Origin of the sequence: Nonomuraea sp. NPDC048826, from assembly GCF_043198225.1 — a bacterium.
Lineage (GTDB): Bacteria > Actinomycetota > Actinomycetes > Streptosporangiales > Streptosporangiaceae > Nonomuraea.
In genome coordinates, this window is the sequence record NZ_JBICUQ010000008.1 from 24,845 (window position 1) to 48,163 (window position 23,319).

Below are 23,319 nucleotides of genomic sequence, written 5' to 3' on the forward strand. Positions count from 1 at the left end.
CGAAACTACGCTGACGGGCCCGGTCTGTCCGATCGTCCGAAGGAATCCCGTGGCCCGTCTCGTCCTGATGACCCTTGCCGCCTTGCTGGTGGCGCTCCTCCCCGGTGTGTCCCACGCCGACGTCCCCGGCGTGCTGGGGACGGAAGGGAATCTCGTACGGGAGGAGGAACCGCGCCAGGACGGGATCAGGCACATGGACACCAAGGCGATGATCGCGGCCCTGGAGGCGGTCAACGCGAACACGTACGTCTATCCGATGGCCGGGGACAACGTGCACTGGGAGGACCTGCGCGAGGAGTTCCTGCCGGCCGCCGCGAAGGCCGGGATCGAGGTGTGGGTGATGGTGTACGCGCCGAGCCAGCAGACGTGCTGCGTGTCGCGCCCGTACCGGCACGACTACGTGGCCTGGTCCCGCGAGCTGGCCACGCTCTCCAAGAGCCACCCGAACCTGGTCGCCTGGACCGTGGACGACTACGCCCACGACCTGTCGACGTTCACCCCGGCCTACGTCGGGCAGATGCGGGCGGCCGCCAAGGCGGTCAACCCGGCCTTCAAGTTCGTCCCGACCGTCTACTACAGCCAGTTCACCGACCGCTTCGTCGCTGACCAGGTGCCGCTCCTGGACGGCGTGATCTTCCCCTTCCGGGACTCGCCGCACCGCGACACCTCGTGGACGTGGAGCCTCTCCTACCAGGTCAAGCAGCTCGCCCGGCGGCTGCCCGGCAAGGAGATCCACCTCATGCCGTACGCCCACCCGCTGAGCCACGCCGAGCAGAAGCCGACCGTCGCGTACGTCGGGACGGTCACGGAGCGGGCACTCGGCCACGTCCGGGCGGGCGAGCTCGCGGGCGTCATCCAGTACAAGCTGCCGCTCGTGCCGCGCGACGCCAACTGGACGCGCCCCGCGGCCGACGACCTGTCGCGCACCGGCGACGGGCGGCTGAGCTTCGTCGTCGAGTCCCGTACGGTCACCAAGGCCGACATGTGGTGCGGCGCCGAGCGCACGGTGCGCCCGGCGTCCGGCGCGGCCAGGCGCACGGTGGCCTTCTGGCACCGGGACACCCGCGGCTCCGAGAGCCCGGCCGGCTACCACCAGAAGCAGCTCCTCGCCGACGGGAAGGTCGTGTGGCGGCGGGACGTCGCCGCCGACGCGAAGGGCACGTGGGCCAAGGTCACGGTCGACCTGACGGCCGCGCTGGCCGGGCGGAGCAGCGCGAAGCTGCAGTGGCGGCTGGCCGAGCTGAAGGGCGTGACCAACTACTCCGTCGACGCGAGCGTGGACGACATCACCCTGACCGGCATCGAGATGAGCGACCCCGGCGTGGAGAACGCCGCCACCTGGACCGCCGGTCTGTCGCGCGACGGCGGCCCTGTCTACTGCTCCGCCCAGGTCTACCACGAGAACTACGGCGCCGACCTCCGCCGGCGCCTGGCCGCGTTGTACGGGGGATGACAGCCGACGCGACACCGAGATCATCGGCCGGTAATTTGGCTTTCATGCCCCTTTCCGCAACCCTGTCCCCGTCGTGACGATCATCGCCGAGGCGGCCCTGCTGCGGGCCTGCCGGGCCGGTGAGGTCGTCCGGGCCCCGGACGGGGGCGAGTTCCTCGTCGAAGCCGCCCTGGTCCGCAAGCTGTGCCGCCGCGACCCCGAGCAGATCGACCCGCGCGGCCTGGTGATCGAAGGAGCCAGGATCACCGGCGGGCTCGACCTGACGGGGATGGCGGTGACCTTCCCGCTCCGGTTCGTCGGGTGCGAGTTCGACGAGCCGCTCGACCTGGACGGCGCCGATCTCCACCTGCTCGCGCTCGACGACTGCACGGTCCCCGGCCTCCTGGCCAACGGCCTGCGGGTGCGCCGCGACCTGGACCTGTCCAGGTCGCGCATCACCGGTGACCTGCGGACCGCCGCCAGCACCTCGTCCACCGCCGCCGTCTGGCTCTGCGAGTCGGAGATCGGCGGGCGCCTGCTCTGCCTGGACACGCTCATCGAGTCCGGCGGCCGGGCGATCCAGGCCGACCGCATCACGGTCGGCGGCACGATCCGGCTGCTGCACCGGTTCGAGGCCCGCGGCGCGCTGCGGCTGATCGGCGCGCGGGTCGAGGGGTCGCTGGACCTGACCGGCGCCCGGCTCACCCGGCCGCAGCAGGACCTGGCGCTGGACCTGGGGGACGCCGAGATCGGCGGCAGCGTGTTCCTCATCGACGACCAGGCCGGGAGGCGCCCGCTGGTCCGCGGCCGCATCGACCTCGGCAACACCCGCATCTCCGGACATGTCCTGATCCGGAATGCCACCATCGACCCCACCGGCCCGGTGACCGGCGTCGCCTACACCAGCGGCCGGAGCACCGGTACCGCCATCAGCGCCTCCGGCCTCGCCGTCGGCGGACCCCTCGGGATCGAGGGCGAGTGCCGGATCAGCGGCGGCGTGGACCTGAGCATGGGCTCCTTCAGCACCATCCAGATCAGCCGCGAGAGCGTCTTCACCGTCCCGGGCGGCCGCGCGCTCGACCTGACCAACGCCGAACTGCGGTCGGGCCTGCTCATCGAAGAGGGCGCGACCTTCGCGGGCACGCTCCGCCTGGCCGGCGCCCACATCCGCGGCGACCTCACGCTGAAGGGCACCCACTGGAGCGATCCGGAGGACAGCTCCGTCGTCTCCGCCCAGGGCGCCGTGATCGACGGCCTGGTCAACCTGCGCGAGGTGGACACGAAGGGAGGCCGGCTCGGCTTCCGCGCCGCGACGGTCGGCGGCGTGGTCAACGCGCGCAACGCCCGACTGCACAATCCGGGAGGCCAGGCGCTCTCGCTCGAACAGGCGCTCATCCGCGGCCCCATCCTGCTCGGGGCGGGCTTCACCGCCGACGGCGAGGTCATGCTCAACCGGTGCACCGCCGAAGGCCGTCTCGACTGCGACGGCGGCACCTTCACCGCCGGCATCAAGGCCGTGTCGGCCACCACCCGCGAGGGCATGCGGCTGCGCTGGGCCGAGGTCCCGCCGTACGTCGACCTGACCGGCGCCTCCACCACGGTCCTCGCCGACGACGTGACCCGCTGGCCGTCGGACATGGCGATCTCCGGCTTCGTGTACGACCGCTTCGACGACGCCTGGGACTGGCGGCGGCGCCGCGACTGGCTCCGGTCCATGGCCTCGTACGACGCGAGCCCGTACGAGCAGGCGGCCCGCGCGTTCCGGCAGCACGGCCGCCCGGTCGAGGCCGAGCACCTGCTGATGGAGCTGCGCCGCCAGGCTCCCCGGCGCGGCCTGATCAGGGACGCCATCGACGGCGTCTACGGCGTCACCGTCGGCTACGGCTACCGTCCAGGACGCGTGCTCTGGCTGCTCGCCGCCCTGCTCGTCCTGGTCTACGGCATGCTGCTGACCCCGTCGGTCCAGCAGACGATGCGCGCCACCGACCCGCGCGGCAACGTGTACGCCACGGACGGCCGGCTGGTCACCGTCGAGGCCGCCACCCCGTCGGACGACAGCACCGTCATCGCGTCCGTCCGAGGCCCCCGGCCCGACGCGTGCGGTGACGGCCAGGTGCGCTGCTTCGACCCGCTCTTCTACACCGTCGACACCGTCGTGCCGCTCCTCACCCTGGGCCAGCGCGCGACCTGGTACCCGGAGACGCTCACCGGCGGCGGGACCCTGGTGTCGGTGCTGCTCAACGTGGCCAGCCTGCTGGGATGGCTGCTGTCGACGGTGGTCGTGCTCTCCTTCGCCCGCCTGGCCAGACCGGCCTGACCGCCGTGTCCCGCACGTCACTCGGCGAGCTGATCGTCCGGTGTGGAGCGGGCGAGACCGGCGAGTGTGGCCAGGGCTCGGCCGAGGGTTTCGGCGGGTGGGGAGGCGAGACCGATGCGGATGGCGTTCGGGGCGCGATGGTGGCCGACGGCGAAGGCCGCTGCGGGAGTGACCGCGATGCCGTGACGTGCGGCCGCGGCCACGAAGGTGTCGGCCCGCCACGGCGGCGGGAGCTCCCACCAGCAGGAGAAGGAGCGCGGATCGCTGTGCGGCGCGAACTCCCCCAGGTGCCGGGCGACGAGCTCCTGACGGGTGGCGGCCTCCCGCTGCTTGGCGCGGGCCACCGCGCTGACGACACCGTCGCTCAGCCACCGGGTCGCGGCGTCCAGCGCGAAACGCATCGGTGCCCAGCCGCCGGAGCGCAGGGAGGTCGAGACGTCTGCGCAGAGTGCCTCGGGGACGACGGCGAACCCGAGCGTCAGGCCGGGAGCGAGCCGCTTGGAGAGACTGTCGACGAGGACGGTCCGTTCGGGGGCCAGTGCGGCGAGGGGCGGAAGGTCGTGGCGCAGGAAGGACCAGATCGCGTCCTCGATCGCGTGCAGGCCCAGCCGTTTCAGGAGGTCGGCGAGCTCGGCCCGGCGCTCCAGGGGCATGGTCCGCGACAGCGGGTTGTGCAGCGTCGGCTGGAGGTAGACGGCGTTGAGCGGGGTCTTGCGCATGGCCGCCTCGACGGCCTCGGGAACCAGCCCGGCCGCGTCGACGGCCAGCGGCACGAGAGTGATGCCGAGACGGCTCGCGATCGCCTTGACGACGGGATAGGTGAGTTCCTCCACGCCGATCCTGGCGCCGGGGGACGCCAGCGCGGCCATGGCCGCGGCGATCGCCTGGCGGCCGTTGCCGGCGAACAGCACCCGCTCCTGGTTCGGCCGCCAGTCGCCGCGCGCGAGCAGATCGGCGACCTGGCTCCGCGCCGGGAGCGTCCCCGCCGCGCCCACGGGGCGCATGGACGACTCCAGCACGTCGGGGCGTAGCAGGGGAGCGAGGCTCTCTGCCAGCAGGCTCGTCTGCTCGGGAACGAAGGCGTGGTTGAGCTCCAGATCGATCCTGCTGCCGGTCGGTTCGGCGAGAGCGGGGTAGGGGGAAGGAGCGGCGGCCCTGACGAACGTGCCGCGCCCGACCTCGCCGACCGCCAGCCCGCGGCGGATCAGCTCCTTGTAGACGCGGGCGGCGGTGGATCCGGCGATGGTGCGCTGTCGCGCGAACTCGCGCTGCGGCGACAGGCGATCGCCCGGCCGCAGCCGCCCGGCCGCGATGTCCGCCGCCACCTCGTCAGCCACCCGCCGGTAGTCATCCATGTCCGCCTCCTCCCGCCAGAGTCAAACATAAAATTGCTCCGAGCTCAATTTTCAATATTGCACCGATATTAACGACGTAGATTCTCGCCTGGAAAACCATCAAACCCGGCGGCGGATCGGTCTTCACCGTCCAGGACGTGCGCCGAGCTGACAGACTTGTCCGGGGCTGCGACCCCAGAAGGCGTGATCCTCACGATCGCGCCTTCTGCTTCATGGCCACGGATCTGCGGATGCTCTCCCGTACGCGATCAGGAGTAGAGCTGGTCGGGCGGGACCAGCATGATGTCTCCACTCGACGCCGCCGCGACCAGCTCCGTCGTGAAGCCTGCCGCGCTGTAGCAGGCCAAACGGGTCGAGCGGGTGTCGTAGCCACGGGCCGTGAGCAGGTCGCGGATACGACGGAGTCGCTCGACGTGCCCCTCGCCCATGAAGTCTCCCCACTTGGCCTCTCCGAGGGAGAGCACCCGGCGAGGTCCTCCGTCCGGCGCTGCCAGGACGACCACGTCCACCTCGTGGCTGGTGCGACGTTCCGGGTCGTTGACGACGCCGTGACCGATCTCTGCGGGATCGTCCCCGAACACGTCTGCCCCGGCGAAGTCCGCGGCCCAGGTACGGCAGACCTCTTCGAAGTGCGGACCCACCACGGCGCTCAGGAACCGATCACGGCTGCGCTTCCACACCTGGTCGGCCCGCCGTCGTTCGAGCTCCCGCCAGGCCGGGCGCATCACCGCGTGGTAGAAGGTGATCAGCGGTTCCGTGATCCGGTAGAGCGGGCGGGCCGCGCGCACCATGTCGGGGGCCTTGGCCAGCAAGCCGGCGTCCTCCAGCACGGAGAGCGGGTGGCTGATCTCCGTCGCCTTGCGGCCGATGTAGTTGGCGATGCCGCCACGGGAGGCGTTGCCCTCCGTCACCGCGGCCAGGACGGAGTGATACAGCGCGGGATCGCGCAGGTCGGACTCCTCGGCGAGGAGGTAGCGCGCCTCGCGGAAGAGCGGGCGGGCCGGGTTCAGCACCGCCCGCTTGACCCAGCTGTCGAAGTCGGCCGGCGATTGCGGAACGTCGTCTCGTACGTACTCCCGGCGGTAGGCGGGCGTTCCGCCCACGACCGCGTGCGTCAGCAGGGCGAGCCGGGGGTCGGTGATCTGCCAGAACTCAGCTGCCAGCCGGTAGTCGAGCGTGGGCACGACCAGTTCCAGGCCCGCTCTGCCCCGCAGCGGCGCGTTCCCGGCCAGCAGGCCGCCCATGAAGGTCAGCGCGGATCCGCACAGGATCAGGCGGATCGGTGACCCTCTCCTGCGCCGGCGCAGGTCCAGAGCCGCCTGCAGGACGGACGGCAGTTCGGGGGAGACCTTCACCAGGTAGGGGAACTCGTCGATGACCACGGGAAGCGGCACCGAGGTCTCCAGGTCAAGGATGGCCTCGATGACCGCACGCCAGGAGGTGAAGTGAAGCGGCGCGGGGCTGCCGAGCCGCGCCGCCAGTTGCTCGCCGATCAGGTGGAAGTGCTCGGCGGGAAGCGCCTCGGTGCCTTCGATATAGATGCCGCCCGCCGCGTCGCAGAGGGAGCCGAGCAAGAGAGTCTTCCCCTGCCGCCGCCTCCCGGAGACCACGCCGAGAGTCGGGTGCGGGGACTCGTCGTCGATGAAGTTGATCAGCTCGGCCCACTCCACTTCGCGGGCGAAGATCTCGGAAGGCTTGGCGATGCTCATGCGTACAATATAGAACTACGGTTATTATAAGTCTAATGCTAACTACTCAGTCGGCATGTCCCACCCCAAAAAGGATCTTCGCGAAGGCTGGTCCGACCAGTATGTGCACTAAGTAGCGCGAACTCCCGCTGCGGCGGCAGGCGGTCACCGGGCCGCAGCCGCCCCGCCGCGATCTCCGCCGCAACCTCGTCGGCCATCCGCTCAGTCAAACACCAAATTGCACCGAGTTCAATTGCGAGTATTGCACCGAGACAGATGGGCGCAATAGCGTCATCGGCGTCACGTTCATCAGGGGGCGATCAAGATGGTCGAACAGGGCGCGCTGCTCGGCGTGGTCTCGGTGGCGCTGGGGATGGTGCTGTCACCGGGGCCCAACATGATGTATCTGGTGTCGAGAAGCATCAGCCAGGGGCGCCGGGCCGGGATCATCTCGCTGGCCGGGGTCGCCGCCGGTTTCCTCGTCTATCTGGTGGCCGCCAACCTCGGCCTGGCGGTGCTCTTCGCGGCCGTGCCCGAACTCCTCACCGCCATCAGGATCGCCGGCGCGCTCTACTTGCTGTGGCTCGCCTGGCAGACCGCCAAGCCCGGCGGCGCGTCCGTCTTCGCCGTGCGGGACGTGCCCGAGGACTCCCCGCGCCGGCTCTTCGCCATGGGGCTGATGACGAACCTGCTCAACCCGAAGATCGCCGTCCTGTACGTCTCGATCATCCCGCAGTTCGTCGACCTCGATCGCGGCGACGTGCTGCTCCAGGGCATCATCCTGGGCGGCTCCCAGATCGTCGTGGCCGTCTCGGTCAACCTGTCGATCGTGCTCGCCGCCGGGGCCGTCGCGGGCTTCCTCGCCCGCCGCCCCGCCTGGCTCCGCGTCCAGCGCATAACTATGGGGAGCCTGCTCGGCGCGCTCGCCGTCATGCTCGCCGTCGGCTCCACCGTCACCTGACCGGTCCGCCCGCTCCCCCTGGAGACGGGCGGACCCTGCGGCGGGATCGTCAGCAGACGTCAGCCCCGTCGAAGGCGCGAGGACCCCGCGCGACCTTGGAGGAGATGGTCTCGCCCGGGTCGACGGTGTAGCAGTCGCCGTCGGTGCCGCGCGCCCACTTGATCTTCAGCCGAAGCCGCTTGCCGCAGTCGTTGCGGGCGTATCCCGTCTTGGTCACGGTGCCCTTGGTCTGCCAGACGGCCACGCACGAGGGCGCGTTGCCCACCGGGACCGCGGCCGCGGCGGGACCGGCGGCGGGGAGCAGGAATCCGGCGGCGGCACAGGCCAGCAGGGTGGTCTTGACGCGGTGCACAGGGTGCCTTTCGGTCGGAGAACTGGACCTGTCGAGTTGTAGTCGACGAATCACTCTCCGTCAACGCGCGGGGTGCCGGCGGATGTCGTGCTCATGGTCCTTCTGCGGGGTAGGGGAGCAGCGAGGAGGGGGTGCCGGTGATGCGGGTGCCAGAGGACGCCAGGGGGTCATGGCCTGGGCAGCGGCAGCGCCCGCGGCACTGGTGGGATCTCTGCGACGCGGGCGTCTACCTCGTCGACGAGCAGGGCCGGATCGTCGAGGTCAACGCCCGGGCGGAGCACCTGCTGCGCCGGTCCGCCGACGCCCTGGTGGGCTGCGACGCCCACGACCTGCTGCACCGGGGGAAGAACGGCGAGTCTGTGCCGCGCAGCCGGTGCGTGATGCGCGAGCCCCTGGTCACCGGCGGCACCGCGCAGGGCGAGCGGGAGTGGCTGGTGCGGGGCGACGGCTCCCTGCTCCGCGTGTCCTGGATCGTCACCACCTGCCGGCTCGAGGACGGCGGCCGGGGGGCGCTGATCCTCTTCCACGAGGCCGGGCCCGTCATGCGCGTGGAGGAGGGCCGCTGGAGCGCCGGGGGCTCGATGTCGGAGCACGACCGGCTGGCCCTGCTCGCCGAGACGACCACCACGCTCACCTCCAGCCTGGACGTGGACGAGACGCTCCGCCACCTCGTGCGCCTGGTGGTGCCGCTGCTCGGCGACTGGGCGGTGATCGACCTGCTCACCGAGGAAGGCGGGGTGTCGCGCGCCGTGGTGGTGTGTCACGCGGACGGCGCCCTGCGGCACCGGGAGGATCTGGAAGGCCCGATGCCGCCCGTGCCGCAGGGCTCCTCCATGCCCCTGTCCCGGGCGCTGCGCGGGGTCACCGCCGCGCTCGCCGGTCCGGAGAACTATCAAGGGCCTCCGGACGCGGAGATCGCGGTCGTCCAGCGGAAGCTGTTCGAGGCGACGGGCATGCACTCGGCGAGCATCGCGCCGATCCGCGGCGTGCGGGAGGTGATCGGGGCGCTGACCCTCGGCCGGTCGAGCCGGCCGGAGCCGTTCACCGCCGCCGACCTCCTGCTGGTCGAGGACATCGCCCGCCGGGCCGGGCTCGCGCTCGACAACGCGCGCCTGTACGAGCGGCAGCGGCGGGTGGCGGAGACCATGCAGCGCCACCTGCTGCCGCAGTTGCCCCGGGTGTCGGGGGTGGAGATGGCCGCGTGCTACCTGCCCGCGCCGCACGCCTCCCAGGTCGGCGGCGACTGGTACGACGCCTTCGTCCTGTCCGAGGACGTGGTCGGTCTGGTCATCGGTGACGTGGTCGGCCACGACCTCGACGCCGCCGCGGGCATGGCCCAGGTGTGCAACATGCTCCGCGCGTACGCGGGAGAGGTGGAGGAGCCCCCCAGTGCGATCGTGGGCCGGCTCGACCAGGCGGTGACGCGCATGGCCGAGGACACGATGGCCACCGTGGTCTTCGCCCGGCTGGAGCGTCCGGAGGCCGGGCGGTTCCGGCTGCGCTGGACGAACGCGGGCCATCCGCCGCCGCTGCTGGTGGAGGCCGGTGGGCGGGCGCGGTTCCTGGAAGAGGGCAGCGGCCTCCTGCTCGGCACCGGCCTGCGTCCCGACCGGGCCGACGCCGTGCTCGAACTGCCGCCCCGGTCCACCGTGGTGATGTACACCGACGGGCTGATCGAGTCGCACCGGCACTCGCTGGACGAGGGCATGGACCGGCTGAGCCGGCAGGCGACCGTGCTGGCCGACCGGCCTCTGGGCTCGCTCTGTGAGCCGCTCCTCGCCCGGGTCAGGCCCGAGGACAACGACGACGACGTGGCCATGCTCCTGCTGCGCGTGCCGGGCTGACCCGCCCCGGCACGGAAGCCCCAAATCTACCCACTCCGCCCAAGGTAGATCTTTACGTACGCTGGTCCGACCAGTAGCCTCAGTGCACTTAGTCAGCGCGCGCTCACTCTCCCCCGTCCCTTCCCCCACCGCACTGGAATGAGGGATTCATGAAGCCACGCCTCGTCGCCCTGCTGGCCGGAGCACTGGTGCTCACCGTCCCCGGCGCCACCGCGCACGCCACCGCACAGACCACCGGACAGGCCGCTGGGCAGGCCACTGGGCAGGCCGCTGGGCAGGCCACTGTGGCGGACACCCCCGGGCTGCCCGGCCGGAACAACGCGATCACGGACGTACCGGGCGTCAAGGTGGGGCAGGTCCAGTCGGCCAAGGCCCCCTACCTCACCGGCACCACCGTGATCTACACCCCGCAGATGTCGGTGACCGGCGTCGACCAGCGCGGCGGCGCGCCGGCCACGAAGGAGACCGACCTGCTCGACCCGCTCAACTCCAACCCCGGCGTGAACGCGGTGATGCTCGGCGGCAGCAGCATGTACGGCCTGGCCGCCGGCGACGGCATCATCCGCTGGCTGGAGGAGCGCGGCGAAGGCGTCCGGGTCGGCGCGGGCGTCGCGCCGATCGTTCCCGCCGCCGACATCTTCGACCTCGGCAGGGGCGGCGACTTCAAGGCCCGCACCACCCCCGAGTGGGGTTACCTGGCCGCCCAGGCCGCCAAGGAAGGGCCGGTACGACAGGGCGTCGTCGGCGGCGGCACCGGCGCCCGCGCGGGCGGGCTGAAGGGCGGCGTCGGCACGGCCAGCGTCATCCTCAGCGACGGCACCGTGGTCGGCGCCATCGTGGTGGTGAACTCGGTCGGCTCGCCGGTCGACCCGCGCGACTGCTCTCTGTTCGCCGCCCGCTACGAGCTGGCCGGCGAGTTCCGCGGGCTGCAGACGCCGAAGGCCAAGGAGTGCCAGAAGGCGGCCGCGGCGGACGCCCCGTCGATGAACACCACGATCGCGGTGGTGGCCACGAACGCACCGCTGGAGAAGGCCGCCGCCGCGCGGATGGCCGGCAACGCCCAGGACGGCCTGTCCCGGGCGATCAACCCGATGCACACGCTCGGCGACGGTGACACGATCTTCGCCACGTCGACCGGCACCGGCACCCCGCTCCGGGTCAACAACCCGGCCGACACCCGCAAGCTCAACGAGATCTTCAACGCCGGCGCCGACACGCTCACCCGGGCCGTCGGCCACGCGATGCTGACCGCCACGACCGTCGGCACCGCGACGAGCTACTGCGACCGCTACCCCTCGGCGTGCAAGAAGCTGTCCCCGCTGCCGGCCGACAAGCAGGGCGAGGCCCCGGACGTCACCCGCGCCTCCCTGGCCGCGGTCGCGGACAAGTTCCGCGACGCCCCCGCCCTGGCCGAGTAATCATCTCCGCGCCGCAGGTCGTGCCGGCCCGCCCGGCACGGCCTGCCGCATGCCGACCTCGTAGCGGCGTGACCACGGGGGGCGTCGACCTCCTAGAGTGACCGGCATGGCAGGAGTGACGTACCACAGCCGGGTCCGCGGCTGCGTGCTGGGCGGGGCGATCGGCGACGCCCTCGGCGGGGCGATCGAGTTCGACTCACTCGACCGGATCCGCGCCCGCCACGGCCGGCGCGGCGTCACCGGCATGGTGGCCGACGCGAGCGGCCGGACCGGTCTGATCACCGACGACACCCAGATGACGCTCTTCACGCTCGAAGGGCTGATCCGGGCCGGGCTGCGGGCCGCCACCCGGGGGTTCGCGGACCCGGTGTCCGTGCTGCGGATGGCCTACCTGCGCTGGCTGGACACCCAGCGGTACGACGCGCCGCCCCCGCCCGACGGCCTCCACCACCGCACCGGACGGCTGCGCGAGCAGCGATGGCTGTACGCGCGGCGCGCCCCCGGCAACGCCTGCCTGTCGGGGCTCGGCGCGGAGCCAGGCCCCTCCACGCCCTTCGGCGAGCCGGGGCCGGTCAACCGCGACTCCAAGGGATGCGGCACCGTCATGCGTTCGGCGCCGTTCGGGCTGGTGAGCGGCTCGGCGCGGGAGGCGTTCGAGCTGGCCGCCGCCTGCGCGCGGATCACCCACGGCCACCCGACCGGCTACTACGCGGCCGGCGCCTTCGCCGCACTGATCCATCACGTGGTGGACGACCTGCCGTTGTACGAGGCGCTCCACGAGACGCTCCGCCTGCTGGCCGCCTACCCCGGGCACGAGGAGACCAGCGCGGCCCTGCGCGCGGCCGACGACCTGGCCGGGAAGGGCGATCCGAGCCCGGAGCGGGTGGAGGGCCTCGGCGGCGGCTGGGTGGCCGAGGAGGCGCTGGCCATCGCCGTCTACTGCGCGCTCGCGTACGAGAAGGACTTCGCGGCGGCGCTGCTGCTGGCCGTCAACCACTCCGGCGACAGCGACTCCACCGGGTCGATGGCCGGCAACCTGCTCGGCGCGCTCCACGGTGAGCACGTCCTGCCGGTCGCCTGGCTCGACGCCCTGGAGGGCCGCGACGCGATCGCCGCGCTGGCCGACGACTTCGCCGCCCGCGAGCGCGCCGACCCCGCCGCGTACCCGCCCGGCTAGAACCCGTACAGGCCGAACGCCTCCCCGCCCCGGATGCCGCGCAGCGCCTCGGCCGGGTAGCCGACCGTGTCCTCCGGCAGCCGGTCCAGCGGGAACCAGCCGAGCTCGGAGCACTTGTCCGGCTCGGCGTTGTACGGCTCGCCCGCCCACTTCTCCGCCACGAAGAACAGCCCCACCCGCTCCGGCGCCCGGTGCATCACGTGCGCGAAGGCCAGATCGGCGGGGTCGACCAGGACGCCCACCTCCTCGCGGGCCTCCCGGACCGCCGCCGCCGTCACCGACTCGCCCGCCTCCAGGTGACCGCTCGGCAGATGCCACAGCCCGTCGGCGTACCCGGTGCCCGAACGCCGCCCCAGCAGCACCTCGCCGTCGCGGACGAGCAGCACGTGCACGTCCACGATCGCGCGGAACCGGTCACGGGAGGCCCGCCGGTCGAGGTCCTGGATCCACTTGACCGCCACCGCCGCCACCTGGGTCAGCTCCGCCCGCAGCCGGTCGGGGTCCTCCTCGGCGAACGCCTCAAGCACCTCCTCCCACAGCACGTGCCGCCAGGTCAGCCGTCCCTCCCCGGACGCCCGTTCCGTCTCCCGCCGCGCCAGGTCCGCCTCCTCGCCGCGGTCCGGGCCGGTGCCGTCGGTCAGCCCCTCCTGGACGCCCCAGCGCCGGTCCTGCGCCACCCGCTCGTCCGCCACCGCTCGCAGCACCCGGTCCAGCGAGCCCGGCACGCCGTAGTTCCCGTCGATCGTCATGGGTCGGCAGCATAGGCGGCCACGGTCCACGACCATGGAGGGACGGACGACCACACCCCCGACCCGCCGGCGGGGCCGGCAGGAGCGGCTGGACCTCACCCCGGCCGCGGTCGGGCCGGCCCATGGGGGTGTCATCCTGGCGGGCCGGTCGTGCGGATGAGGGGTCAGGAGACGGCGCGGGCCACGGCGACCACGCTGGAGCCGCGCTGGCCCGCCTCGTAGAACATGTACGACACGCCGCGGTCGGTGCCGAACGCCGGGGCCGCGGAACGCCGGGAGTCGGGCGCGCCGGTCAGCGGCGTGTGGAAGACCCCGAGGTGCACCTCACGGTCGAAGGCGTTGCCGACCTCGGTGAGGTACATCTTGCCGGAGTTGCCGTGGTAGACCACGTACGCGGTGCCGTTGGCCTTGAGCAGGTGCGGCCCGCTCAGGTCGGTCAGCCCGTCGCCGGCGGGCGAGATCAGCGGCGATGGATCGAACTGCCAGCTCACCGCGTCGGCCGACCAGCCCCAGAAGATCTTGCGCTTGCCGCCGTGGTTGCCCATGTACACCATCACGTACCGGGCGCCCCGCGACGAGATCGTGTGGTCGAAGACCCGCGCGTAGGAGGCCTCGGAGATGCCGGGCACCATCGAGGTGTTCAGCACGACCCCGTGGTAGCTGAAGTTGACGCCGTCGGCGGAGGTGGCCAGCCGGGTCGTGGTGTTCTCACCGTGGAAGTACAGGTACCAGCGCCGGGTGGCGGTGTGCCAGAGCACGTGCGGCGAGGAGACGTGGCTGACGTTGAAGTGCGAGCCCCACTGCCTGCCGATGATCGGATTGGCGTGATACTCGGTGAACGGCCCGGCGAGTGAGTTCCCGTACGCGAGGCAGATGCCGCCGGGCGCGTCGTGCGGCGCGTAGTAGAGGTAGTACCGGCCGAGCCCGCCGGTCATGCGGTCGTACGTGCCGCGCACGCACGGGAAGATCAGCTCGCCGGTCGGGTTGTAGCTCAGCGCCGACGTGTTCAGCGCCTGCCCGAGATAGCTGTACGAGGGGAAGCCGGCGGGTCCGGCGGCCGCGGCGGGGGAGGAGAGCGCGGGGAGCGCGGCGGCCGTGGTGAGTGCGGTTCCTGCGGCGGCGCGCAGGACGGTGCGGCGATCGAGGATCGGGTCGGACATGCTCTGCCCTTTCGTGATCACACCGGCGGGGGACCTGGTGTGATCACTGAGCATCGGTCCGCGAAAAGCGCACGTCAACCTGATAATACGAATTACTTCAGCGCATGCCCCAAATCGCACGGCCGCTCAGCGCAGGTAGCTGGCGCCGTTCAGGTCGACGATGGTGCCGCTGGCCCACTCCGCCTCAGGTGAGGCCAGGTAGACGACGGCGGCGGCGATCTCCTCCGGGCGGGCGACCCGGCCGAACGGGCTCTGGGCGCGGATCTCGTCGCCTCTGGGCGGTTTGAGGTGCTCGTTGGTCATGTCCGTCTCGACGAAGCCCGGCGCGACCGCCGTCACCGCGATGCCCTTCGGGGCCAGGGCCACCGCGAGCGACTGGGTGAGCGCGTTCAGGCCCGCCTTGCTGGCGCCGTACGCCGGGCTGTCGGGCTCGCCGCGGAAGGCGCCGCGAGAGGAGACGTTGACGACGCGGCCGCCCCGGGGCATGTGGCGGAGCGCGCACCAGGTCGTGTTCGCCGCGCCGACCAGGTTGAGGTCGAGCGTCTGACGCCAGGCCGCCTGCCACTCCTCGTAGCCGAGGTCCGTGACCGGGTGGTGCAGGAACACGCCCGCGTTGTTGACCAGCACGTCGACGCCGCCCAGGGCGGTGGCCGCCTCGTCCACGGCGCGGCGCACCGCCTCCGGGTCGGCCAGGTCCGCCTGGACCGTCACGTGTCCCTCGCCGGGCAGGTCGTCCAGCAGGGCGGCGGCGAGCGCGGGGGAGCCGCGGTGGTGCACCGCCACCCGGTCGCCCCGCGCCGCGAACGCCGCCGCGACGGCCCGCCCGATGCCCCGCGACGCCCCCGTGACGAGCACCGCCCGCCCGCTCACCCGTACCACCTACCAGCGGTCGTGGATCAGCGGGCGGACCAGCTCGTCGTACACGTCGCGGACGGCCTGCGCGGTCTCCGCCGGGAGGGGCGGGAGAGCCGCGGCCGCGGCGTTGGCGGCGGCCTGGGCCGGGTTGCGCGCGCCCGGGATGACCACCGACACGCCCGGCTGGTCGAGGATCCAGCGCAGCGCGAACTGCGCCATCGTCGCCCCCTCGGGCACCAGCGGGGCCAGCCGCCGCACCGCCTCCAGGCCGGTGCGGTAGTCGACGCCGGAGAAGGTCTCGCCGACGTCGAACGCCTCGCCGTGCCGGTTGAACGTGCGGTGGTCGTCGGGCGCGAACGTGGTGTTCTCGTCGTACCGGCCCGACAGCAGGCCGCTGGCCAGCGGCACCCGGGCGATGATGCCGACCCCGGCCTCGCGGGCGGCGGGCAGCACCCGCTCCAGCGGCTTGAGCCGGAACGCGTTCAGGATGATCTGCACCGTCGCCACGCCCGGCCGGGCGATCGCGGTGAGCGCCTCCTCGCACGTCTCGACGCTCACCCCGTACGCGGCGATCTTCTGCTCGGAGACCAGCGTGTCGAGCGCGTCGAACACCGCGTCGGTCGAGTACACCGGCGTGGGCGGGCAGTGCAGCTGCACCAGGTCGATGGTGTCGACGCCCAGGTTGCGGCGGGAGCGCTCGTTCCAGGCGCGGAAGTTGGCCATCACGTAGTTGTCCGGCACCTGGTCCATCCGGCGGCCCATCTTGGTCGCCACCGTGAGATCCGGATGCGCCTTGGCGAACCGGCCGACGATCTCCTCGCTCCGGCCGTCGCCGTAGACGTCGGCGGTGTCGATGAACGTCACCCCGTCGTCGACCGCCGCGGACAGCGTCGCGACCGCGTCGTCCTCGCTCACCTGCCCCCAGTCGGCCCCGAGCTGCCAGGCTCCCAGGCCCACCACGCCGACTCGCCGTCCGGTACGTCCCAACACCCGCTGTTCCATAGACAGTCACTCTTCCACATCCGCCCGGCGGCGCAGGTCGGGTGGGCCATGGGGTGACTGTCGGGCCGGCGGGCTAAGGTGCGCGGCATGTCTGACGCGTGGCTCGACTTGGTCAAGATCATCAAGAGGGGCGACCGGCCCGCGACCGTCCGCCTGGTCGCCGGGCTCGGCGAGCGGGAGCGCCGGGAGGTGGCCGCGGAGCTGGGCCTCTACCTTGCCGCCCGCCGCCGATCCGCGGGCCGGTGGTGGGAGTGGCAGCGGGAGCTCCCGCCGCTGTTGCTGGCGGGGGTCGCGTGTCTGGGCGGGGCGGCGGCGGTCGCGGAGTGGATCTTCCGGCGTGAGCTGCGGCTGCGGATGGAGGACGCGCGGGAGGCCGGGTGGGTCGCCGAGCTGGTACGGCACCGCCCTCTGGAGTGGCGGCGGGATCTGGCCCGCCGGGTGGTCCTGCGGTTACGCGACACCGAGGACCGTGACTGGCGGATCGCCGCGGCCCTGGTCAGGGAGAGCGGCGTCGAACCGCCCGAGCACGATCCCTTCACGGCCGCGTGGGTGCGGACCTTGTCGTGGCCCGCCGTCACGGACGACCCGCTGTTCCCGTGGCTGGCGCCGCGCATCTTCGACCCGGTCGGGCTGGGGGAGGCGTTCGGACGCGCCGAGGCGGACGCGGTGCTCCGCCTGATCGACGGCGGGCACCTGGAGCGGGCTGCGGTGCTCGACGGGGTGGTGGGCCGGTTGCTGCGCGACGGGGCCGACGCGCTGACCGTGCTGGCCGGGCTGCACGACCGGCTGGAGCCCGGCCTGGACGAGGCGGCCGCCCGGGCCGGCGACTACGTGGCGATGCTGCCCGTCGCCCCGGTGCCGGTGGCGGACCTGGCGGTGCGGCAGGTGCGGCGGCTGGAGGAGTCCGGGCGGCTCGGGGCGGAGCTGTTCGCCGAGGCGGTGGAGGCCCTGGCGTTCCGGCGGGAGAAGAAGCTCGTCCGCGCCGCCCTCGTCTGGGTGAACGGCGCGCTGACCAGGACACCCGAGCGCGCCGGGGCGGGGTTGCCCGCGCTGGCCGCGGTGCTCCGGCTCGACGCCCTCGACCTGCAGGAACACGCCGTCCGCGTCGCGGTCCGACACGCCGCCAAGGCGGACGAGGAGGCACGCGCGGCGATCAGAGAAGCGGCGGACGACCTCCCGGCAGAGCTACGGGCCAGGATCACTGCTGCGTACGGGGGAGCGCCCGGAGAGGCGGAGACCACGCGGGACGCGGACGCCGGGCCGGGCGAGTCCGCAGACGGGGCAGGCGCCGAGGCCGGCGAGGCGGCGTGTGCGGTGGCCGCCGGGTCCGGTGCGGCCACGTGCGGGCCGGGCGGCCTGCACGGGGAGGCCGCCTCAGGAGGAACCGCAGGGGGCGGCCTGCGCGGGGAGGCCGCCTACGAGGGAGCTGCCGGGGGTGTCCTGGTCGCGGGGGACGCGCCGGAGTGGGGGCCGTCCGCCGGGTCGCCGCGGGAGGTGGCCGAGTTCGTGGACGCGATCTGCTGGCCACTCCGGGGCGACCTGTTCGAACGGGTGCTCGCCGGGCTGGTCGAGTGGAACCACCGGGATCCGGAGGCGCTCCGGGAGGCGTTGCGGCCGTGGCGGGAGCGGGTGGACGAGGGGCTGGACCTCGGCTACCGGCTGCGCGGCAGCTGCGAGCGGACGTACGAGCTGCTGCACCGGGTCGTTCACGCCGCCGCGGCGCCGCAGGAGAGCGCCGGGCTGTCGGAGCGGATCACCCGGTCCGGCGTCGAGGCGTATCCGGAAGGGACGCTGGAGGAGGTGTTCCGCGACCGCGCCCGCGAGCTGGTCGCGCTCTTCGAGAGCGGCCGGCGCTACCCGGTGCTGCTGGCCGCGCCCACCTCGGGCACCGGGCACGTGGCGGCCGACGTCCTGGTCGAGCGGCTCGAACTGCTGGAGGCGGCCGGGGTGGAGGCGCTGCCGGCCGACCTCGCGCAGGCCCTGCTCCGGCTGCCGCGCGAGGTCGGCCCGGACGTCGTGGAGCGGGCCGGGAAGCTGGGGTCGGCGGCCGGGCGGGCCTGCGCGGCGTGGCTGGACGGCGGGCGGATGGACGACCCGGAGGCCGTCTGCGCCCCGGTCCTGAAACCCCACGGTCATCTGGAGCTCCGGGTGGAGCTGTGGTCGGGCGGCGACCCGCCCTACCCGTTCCCCGGGCTGTTCGACGTCACGTCGCTGTTCACGTACTCGGTGGGAAGGTGGCGGCTGGTGCTGCCGTCGCACCGGGAGGTGGTGGCCGCGCACCTGGCGCCGTTCCTGGTGAACGCCGTCGAGGCCGCCTTCTCCCCGCGCGTGGTGCCGGAGCTGGTGCACGGGGAGGGGCCGTTGGGGGTGGCGACGGGGTACGCGCTCGCCGCCGTCATGGGGCACCGGGACGCCGGGCAGCGGGCGGCGGCCGCGGACGCGCTCGTCACGCTGGCCGCCCGGGGCGAGCTGCCGGCGGCGGCGCTGGCCGAGGCGGTCGCGGCGCTGGCCGGGGTCGGCGTGGTCAAGCTCGGCCGGGTGGTGCCGGTCCTGGACGACGTGGCGCGGCGCGGGGGCTGCGCGGAGGTGTGGGAGGTGGTGGCGTGCCTGCTGCCGCGGCTGCTGCCGGCGGCGGGGGAGCGGCCGCGTTCCGGGCTGGCCGATCTGCTGGCGATGGGCGCCCGCGCGGCCGGCGCGGCAGGAGCACGGGGCGAGATCCCCGAGCTGGCGGCGGCCGCGGCTCGCAAGGGGTCCAGCCGGCTCGCACAGGAGGCCCGCCGCCTCCACGGCCTGCTCACGGGCTGAGGGACTGCGGAGGCGTGCGCGCAGCTGATCGCGTCCGGTCTCCCGGGTCAGGCTGACTCGCGAATGACCAGCTCCGTCGGCAGCACCACCGGCTCGGCCTTCTCGGCGCCGTCGAGCAGGGCCAGCAGCAGGTCGATGGTCGCCTCGGCCATCTCCGCCAGCGGCTGCCTGATCGTGGTCAGCGGCGGGAGGGTGGAGGTGGCCACCGACGAGTCGTCGAAGCCGCCCACCGCCACGTCGTCCGGCACCCGCCGGCCCGCCGCGCGCAGGGTCTTCAGCGCGCCCGCCGCCATCAGGTCGGAGGCGACGAACACCGCGTCGAGGTCAGGGGTGCGTTCGAGCAGCTCGGCCATCGATCGTTCGCCGCTGGCCTGGGTCCAGTCGCCGTGCGCGATGAGCTTCTTGGACGCCTTGCGGCCCAGCACGTCGGCGAAGCCCTCCAGGCGCTGGATGCCGCCCGGGGTGTCCATCGGGCCGGTGATCATGGCGATCCGCCTGCGGCCCTGGCTCACCAGATACTCGGTCATCTGCCGGGCGCCCAGGCGATCGTCGGCGGCCGCGTACGGGATGACGTTCTCGCGCCCGATGACCGCGCCGCACGAGACGGCGGGGGCGGCGGCGGCGAGCGCGTCGGCCAGCGGGTCGCCCGCGTGGGTGGTCACCAGGAGCACGCCGTCGGCGTGGCCGCCGCGCACGTAGCGCACCACCCGGTCGCGGTCGCCCTCGTTGCCGGCCAGCATCATCACCAGGGAGATGTCGCGCTCGGCCAGGCGGCGGATCGCCACCCGGATGAGCGTGCTGTAGTTGGGGTCCTCGAAGAGCATCTGGTCCGGCTCCGACAGCACCATGGCCACGGAGCCGGTGCGTTGCGTGACGAGGCTGCGGGCGGCGCGGTTGACGACGTAGCCGGTCTCGGTGATGGCGCGCTCGATCGCGGCCCGCGCGGCCGGGCTGACATAGCGGTCGCCGTTGAGCAGCCGGGACACCGTGCCGCGGGACACGCCCGCGGCGGCGGCGACGTCATGGATGGTTGGGCGCTTCATTTCACCGCTCCGGAGGACAGGTCTGTCCTCCAGTATCGCTGCATCGTGAGGAAGAGCGCGATCAGCGGGATGATCGACAGCAGCGCTCCCGTGAGGATCAGGTTGTACAGCGACGGCTGGTTGGCCCCGGCCGCCAGCAGCGTGTAGAGCCCGACCGTGAGCGGGAACTTGCCGTCGTCGCCCAGCATGATGAACGGCAGCAGGAAGTTGTTCCAGATGGCGACGAACTGGAACAGGAAGATGGTGACCATCCCCGGCACCATCAGCGGCACCGCCACCCGCGACATCAGCAGCCACTCGCTCGCCCCGTCGATCCGGCCCGCCTCCAGCAGCGAGTCAGGGACGGCGGCGGTGGCGTAGATGCGGGCGAGATAGATGCTGTACGGGTGCAGGATCTGCGGCAGCAGCACCGCCCAGTACGTGTCCGCCAGCCCGATCTTGGAGAACAGCAGATACTGCGGGATCGCCAGCACCACGGCCGGCACCAGGATGCCGCCGATCAGCAGGTTGAAGATCAGCGTCCGGCCGGGGAAGCGGAACTTGGCCAGGGCGTACCCCGACACGGCCGACACGGCGGTCGACAACAGGGCGCCGCCTCCCGCGTACAGCAGGGTGTTGACCATCCACAGCCAGAACACGCCGTCGCGGTAGGCGAACAGCTCGGTCAGGTTGGCGAAGAGCCCGGTGCCGGGCGAGAGCGTCGGCGTGCTGAACAGCTCCCCGGGCGACTTGGTGGCCGCGATCAGCACCCAGCTCACCGGGAACAGGCAGTACACCGCGCCGAGCAGCAGCAGCCCGGTCGGCGCCAGGCCCATGGGCCCGCGGGTCGTGGTCGCGGCCATCAGCCCTCCCCGAAGGCGCGGTCGCGGACGACGCGCAGGAATCCGAACGACAGGACGAGCGAGATCGCCGCGATGACGATCGAGGTGGCCGCCGCCGAGTACAGGTCACCGGTGACGAACGCGTCCCGGTAGACCTTCATCAGCGGGCTCCACGTGGAGCTGATCGTGTTGGTGAACGGCCGCAGCGTGGTCGGCTCGGTGAACACCTGGATCGTCGCGATGATGGAGAACACCGTGGTCAGGATGATCGCCGGCAGCAGCAGCGGGATCTTGATCCGCAGCGCGATCTGCAGCTCGGTGGCGCCGTCGAGCCGCGCCGCCTCGTAGAAGTCGCGCGGCACCGCCCGCAGCGCCGTGTAGAGCACCAGCATGTTGAAGCCGGTCCCGCCCCACACCGCCACGTTGGCCATCGAGTACGTGATCGTGCCCGCGCCGAGCAGGTCCACCTCCAGCACGGACCGGATCGGGCTGAGCGACGGCAGGTAGAGGAAGCCCCACAGCAGCGACGCGGCCACGCCCGGCACCGCGTACGGCAGGAAGATCGCGATCCGGGTGAAGCGGGCCAGCCGCACCCGGGCCGAGTCCAGGGCCAGCGCGAACAGCAGCGCCAGCCCCAGCATCACGACCAGCACGATCGCGCCGTACCCGAGCACCCGCAGCCACCCGGCCCACAGCTCGCCGTCGGTGACGGCCGCGCCGAAGTTGTCGAACCCGACGAACACCTCGCGGCGCGACCCGCCTCCCAGGCCGAGCCCGGACACCCGGGTCCGGCGCATCGCGAGGTAGACGGTGTAGCCGATGGGCACGGCCAGGAACGCCACGAACAGCACGATCGCCGGCGTCAGGAACAGGTAGGGGGCGAGCAAGGGGCGGCGCGCGGCGCGCCGCCTCTTCGCGGTGTGCGTCATGACGCGAGCGAGAACCCGGACTTGCGCATGTCGGCGACGGTGGCTTCCTGCATGCCCTTGACGGCGCCGGAGAACGGGCTGCCGTCCTGCAGGGCCTTGTCGAAGCCGTCCTTGAAGGCGTTGTACGTGACGCCGACGTTGGGCCCGAAGGTGAAGCCGCGCGCCCCGGCGGAGAACTGGGCGGCCTGCTGCCAGAAGTCGGGCTGGTTGGAGAAGTAGCCGGGCGCCTCGGTGAGCGCCTCCTGCGCCTTGGTGGCCGCCGGGTAGATCGCGGCCTCCTTCACCAGCGCGTCGAGCGCGGCGGGGTCGGTGTTGAGCCAGGTGGCGAACTGGGCCGCGGCGGCCCTGTGCGGCGACTTGGCGGCGACGGCCACGGACGAGCCGCCCCAGAAGCCGGTGTAGTTCTCGCCGGCGTTCCACTGCGGCATCGGGGCGATCGCCCACTTGCCCTTGGCCTTGGCCGCGTTGCTCTCCAGCGTGCCCGGCGCCCACACCGCCGACGGCCAGGTGAGCAGCTTGCCGTCATTGAGCGCCTTGTTCCACTCGGGGGTGAAGTACGGCATGTCGTCGATGACGCCTTCCTTGACCAGCCCGCCCCAGTAGTCGGCGACCTTGACCGTGGGCGCGTCGGCGACGTCCACCTTCCAGGCGTCGCCGCTGATGGACCACCACTGGGCGCCCGCCTGCTGGGCGAGGCCGGCGAACGCGCCCGGGTCCTTGCTGGAGAAGGTGCCCAGGTAGACCTTCGGGTCCTTCTTCCGCACGGTGCGGGCCGCCTCGGCGTACTCGTCCCAGGTCTTCGGCACTTCGATGCCGTACTTGTCGAACAGATCCTGGCGGTAGAAGAGCATCATCGGGCCGCTGTCCTGCGGGACCGCGTAGACGCCCTCGGTGCCGAGCGTGACCAGCCCCCACACGCCGTCGCCGAACTCGCCCTTCACCGCCTCGGTCTCGGCCTTGAGGTCGGCCACCGCGTCGGCCGCCACGAACGACGGCAGGTGCTGGTACTCGGCCTGCACCAGGTCCGGAGGGTTGCCGGCCTTGGCCGCGGTGAGGAACTTGGCGGCCGCGTCGTCGCCGCCGGCCTGCTTGCTGACCGTCACCTGGATGTCGGGGTGGTCCTTGTTCCAGACCTCGACGACCTTGTCCATGTTCGGGGCCCAGGTCCAGTAGGTGAGCTTGACCGGGCCCTGGGGGGCTTGAGACTGCGACTCCGCCGCCTGCGGCGTGCCGGCGGGCTCGCCGCCGCCGCACCCGGCGATGGTCAGGGTGGCCGTGAGCGCTGCGGCCAAGGCGGCTCCGAGGCGTGTGGCACGCATGCATACCTCCAGATGTCTCTGTGAACGTGCACAGACTGGAACAGCGATCAGTGTCGGGTCAAGGGCCTGTTACGGTCTCGTTAATCTCCTGC

At 72.4% G+C, this 23,319-nt stretch carries 18 protein-coding genes; 7 read left to right on the forward strand and 11 right to left on the reverse strand.

Translation table 11 applies throughout. From position 1 onward, the window contains the following. Positions 1-49: 49 nt before the first annotated feature. A complete protein-coding gene (locus ACGFI7_RS27730) occupies positions 50-1,453 on the forward strand; it encodes a hypothetical protein (protein ID WP_393409608.1) in 1,404 nt (467 codons plus the stop codon). 73 nt (positions 1,454-1,526) lie between these two features. Continuing rightward, positions 1,527-3,749 carry a hypothetical protein gene (locus ACGFI7_RS27735; RefSeq protein WP_393409610.1) on the forward strand — a complete coding sequence of 741 codons (2,223 nt, stop codon included), beginning with the start codon at positions 1,527-1,529 and terminating at the stop codon, positions 3,747-3,749. A gap of 17 nt (positions 3,750-3,766) precedes the next feature. Here ACGFI7_RS27735 and ACGFI7_RS27740 read toward each other — a convergent pair whose 3' ends face one another. After that, positions 3,767-5,104, reverse strand: coding sequence for a PLP-dependent aminotransferase family protein (locus ACGFI7_RS27740; RefSeq protein ID WP_393409611.1), 1,338 nt, complete (start codon positions 5,102-5,104; stop codon positions 3,767-3,769). A 248-nt stretch (positions 5,105-5,352) separates the two neighbouring features. Next, the gene (locus ACGFI7_RS27745; protein WP_393409612.1) at positions 5,353-6,813 is read right to left on the reverse strand and encodes an ATP-binding protein; all 1,461 of its coding nucleotides are present in this window, start codon (positions 6,811-6,813) and stop codon (positions 5,353-5,355) included. 304 nt (positions 6,814-7,117) lie between these two features. Between ACGFI7_RS27745 and ACGFI7_RS27750 the strand changes: the two genes are divergently transcribed. Next, positions 7,118-7,753 carry a LysE family translocator gene (locus ACGFI7_RS27750; protein ID WP_393409613.1) on the forward strand — a complete coding sequence of 212 codons (636 nt, stop codon included), beginning with the start codon at positions 7,118-7,120 and terminating at the stop codon, positions 7,751-7,753. 49 nt (positions 7,754-7,802) lie between these two features. Here the strand turns inward: ACGFI7_RS27750 and ACGFI7_RS27755 are convergent, their stop codons facing one another. After that, the gene (locus ACGFI7_RS27755) at positions 7,803-8,105 is read right to left on the reverse strand and encodes a hypothetical protein (protein WP_393409614.1); all 303 of its coding nucleotides are present in this window, start codon (positions 8,103-8,105) and stop codon (positions 7,803-7,805) included. A 140-nt stretch (positions 8,106-8,245) separates the two neighbouring features. Here ACGFI7_RS27755 and ACGFI7_RS27760 point away from each other — a divergent pair, with 140 nt between their 5' ends. The 3 genes from ACGFI7_RS27760 to ACGFI7_RS27770 all read left to right on the forward strand — a co-directional run bounded on the left by ACGFI7_RS27760 (position 8,246) and on the right by ACGFI7_RS27770 (position 12,544). Continuing rightward, on the forward strand, positions 8,246-9,949 hold the full coding sequence (locus tag ACGFI7_RS27760) for a SpoIIE family protein phosphatase (RefSeq protein WP_393409616.1): 1,704 nt from the start codon (positions 8,246-8,248) through the stop codon (positions 9,947-9,949). A gap of 149 nt (positions 9,950-10,098) precedes the next feature. Beyond that, entirely contained in the window at positions 10,099-11,367 is a 1,269-nt protein-coding gene (locus ACGFI7_RS27765; protein ID WP_393409617.1) for a P1 family peptidase, read from the forward strand. Between the two features lie 106 nt (positions 11,368-11,473). Beyond that, positions 11,474-12,544, forward strand: a complete 1,071-nt coding sequence (locus tag ACGFI7_RS27770) for an ADP-ribosylglycohydrolase family protein (RefSeq protein ID WP_393409618.1) — start codon at positions 11,474-11,476, stop codon at positions 12,542-12,544. Here the strand turns inward: ACGFI7_RS27770 and ACGFI7_RS27775 are convergent. The 4 genes from ACGFI7_RS27775 to ACGFI7_RS27790 all read right to left on the reverse strand — a co-directional run bounded on the left by ACGFI7_RS27775 (position 12,541) and on the right by ACGFI7_RS27790 (position 16,310). Then, a complete protein-coding gene (locus ACGFI7_RS27775; RefSeq protein WP_393409619.1) occupies positions 12,541-13,293 on the reverse strand; it encodes an NUDIX domain-containing protein in 753 nt (250 codons plus the stop codon). The genes ACGFI7_RS27770 and ACGFI7_RS27775 overlap by 4 nt on opposite strands. A 164-nt stretch (positions 13,294-13,457) precedes the next feature. Continuing rightward, positions 13,458-14,453 (reverse strand): hypothetical protein, encoded by a 996-nt coding sequence (locus ACGFI7_RS27780; RefSeq protein WP_393409620.1) that lies wholly within the window; start codon positions 14,451-14,453, stop codon positions 13,458-13,460. A 126-nt stretch (positions 14,454-14,579) separates the two neighbouring features. After that, positions 14,580-15,323, reverse strand: a complete 744-nt coding sequence (locus tag ACGFI7_RS27785; protein WP_393409621.1) for an SDR family NAD(P)-dependent oxidoreductase — start codon at positions 15,321-15,323, stop codon at positions 14,580-14,582. A gap of 9 nt (positions 15,324-15,332) precedes the next feature. Next, complete coding sequence (locus tag ACGFI7_RS27790; protein ID WP_393409623.1) at positions 15,333-16,310, reverse strand: aldo/keto reductase; 978 nt, start codon at positions 16,308-16,310, stop codon at positions 15,333-15,335. Between the two features lie 87 nt (positions 16,311-16,397). Between ACGFI7_RS27790 and ACGFI7_RS27795 the strand changes: the two genes are divergently transcribed. Continuing rightward, positions 16,398-19,115 carry a hypothetical protein gene (locus tag ACGFI7_RS27795; RefSeq protein ID WP_393409625.1) on the forward strand — a complete coding sequence of 906 codons (2,718 nt, stop codon included), beginning with the start codon at positions 16,398-16,400 and terminating at the stop codon, positions 19,113-19,115. 47 nt (positions 19,116-19,162) lie between these two features. Here the strand turns inward: ACGFI7_RS27795 and ACGFI7_RS27800 are convergent, their stop codons facing one another. The 4 genes from ACGFI7_RS27800 to ACGFI7_RS27815 are packed head-to-tail and all read right to left on the reverse strand — an operon-like array spanning position 19,163 to position 23,227. Beyond that, positions 19,163-20,158, reverse strand: a complete 996-nt coding sequence (locus tag ACGFI7_RS27800; protein WP_393409626.1) for a LacI family DNA-binding transcriptional regulator — start codon at positions 20,156-20,158, stop codon at positions 19,163-19,165. Beyond that, a complete protein-coding gene (locus tag ACGFI7_RS27805; protein WP_393409628.1) occupies positions 20,155-21,000 on the reverse strand; it encodes a carbohydrate ABC transporter permease in 846 nt (281 codons plus the stop codon). The genes ACGFI7_RS27800 and ACGFI7_RS27805 overlap by 4 nt, the downstream gene beginning before the upstream one ends. Continuing rightward, positions 21,000-21,908, reverse strand: coding sequence for a carbohydrate ABC transporter permease (locus tag ACGFI7_RS27810; protein WP_393409629.1), 909 nt, complete (start codon positions 21,906-21,908; stop codon positions 21,000-21,002). The genes ACGFI7_RS27805 and ACGFI7_RS27810 overlap by 1 nt, the downstream gene beginning before the upstream one ends. Then, positions 21,905-23,227: an ABC transporter substrate-binding protein gene (locus tag ACGFI7_RS27815; RefSeq protein ID WP_393409630.1), complete on the reverse strand. Its 1,323-nt coding sequence runs from the start codon at positions 23,225-23,227 to the stop codon at positions 21,905-21,907. Before ACGFI7_RS27815 ends, ACGFI7_RS27810 begins: the two co-directional genes overlap by 4 nt. Positions 23,228-23,319: the final 92 nt, after the last annotated feature.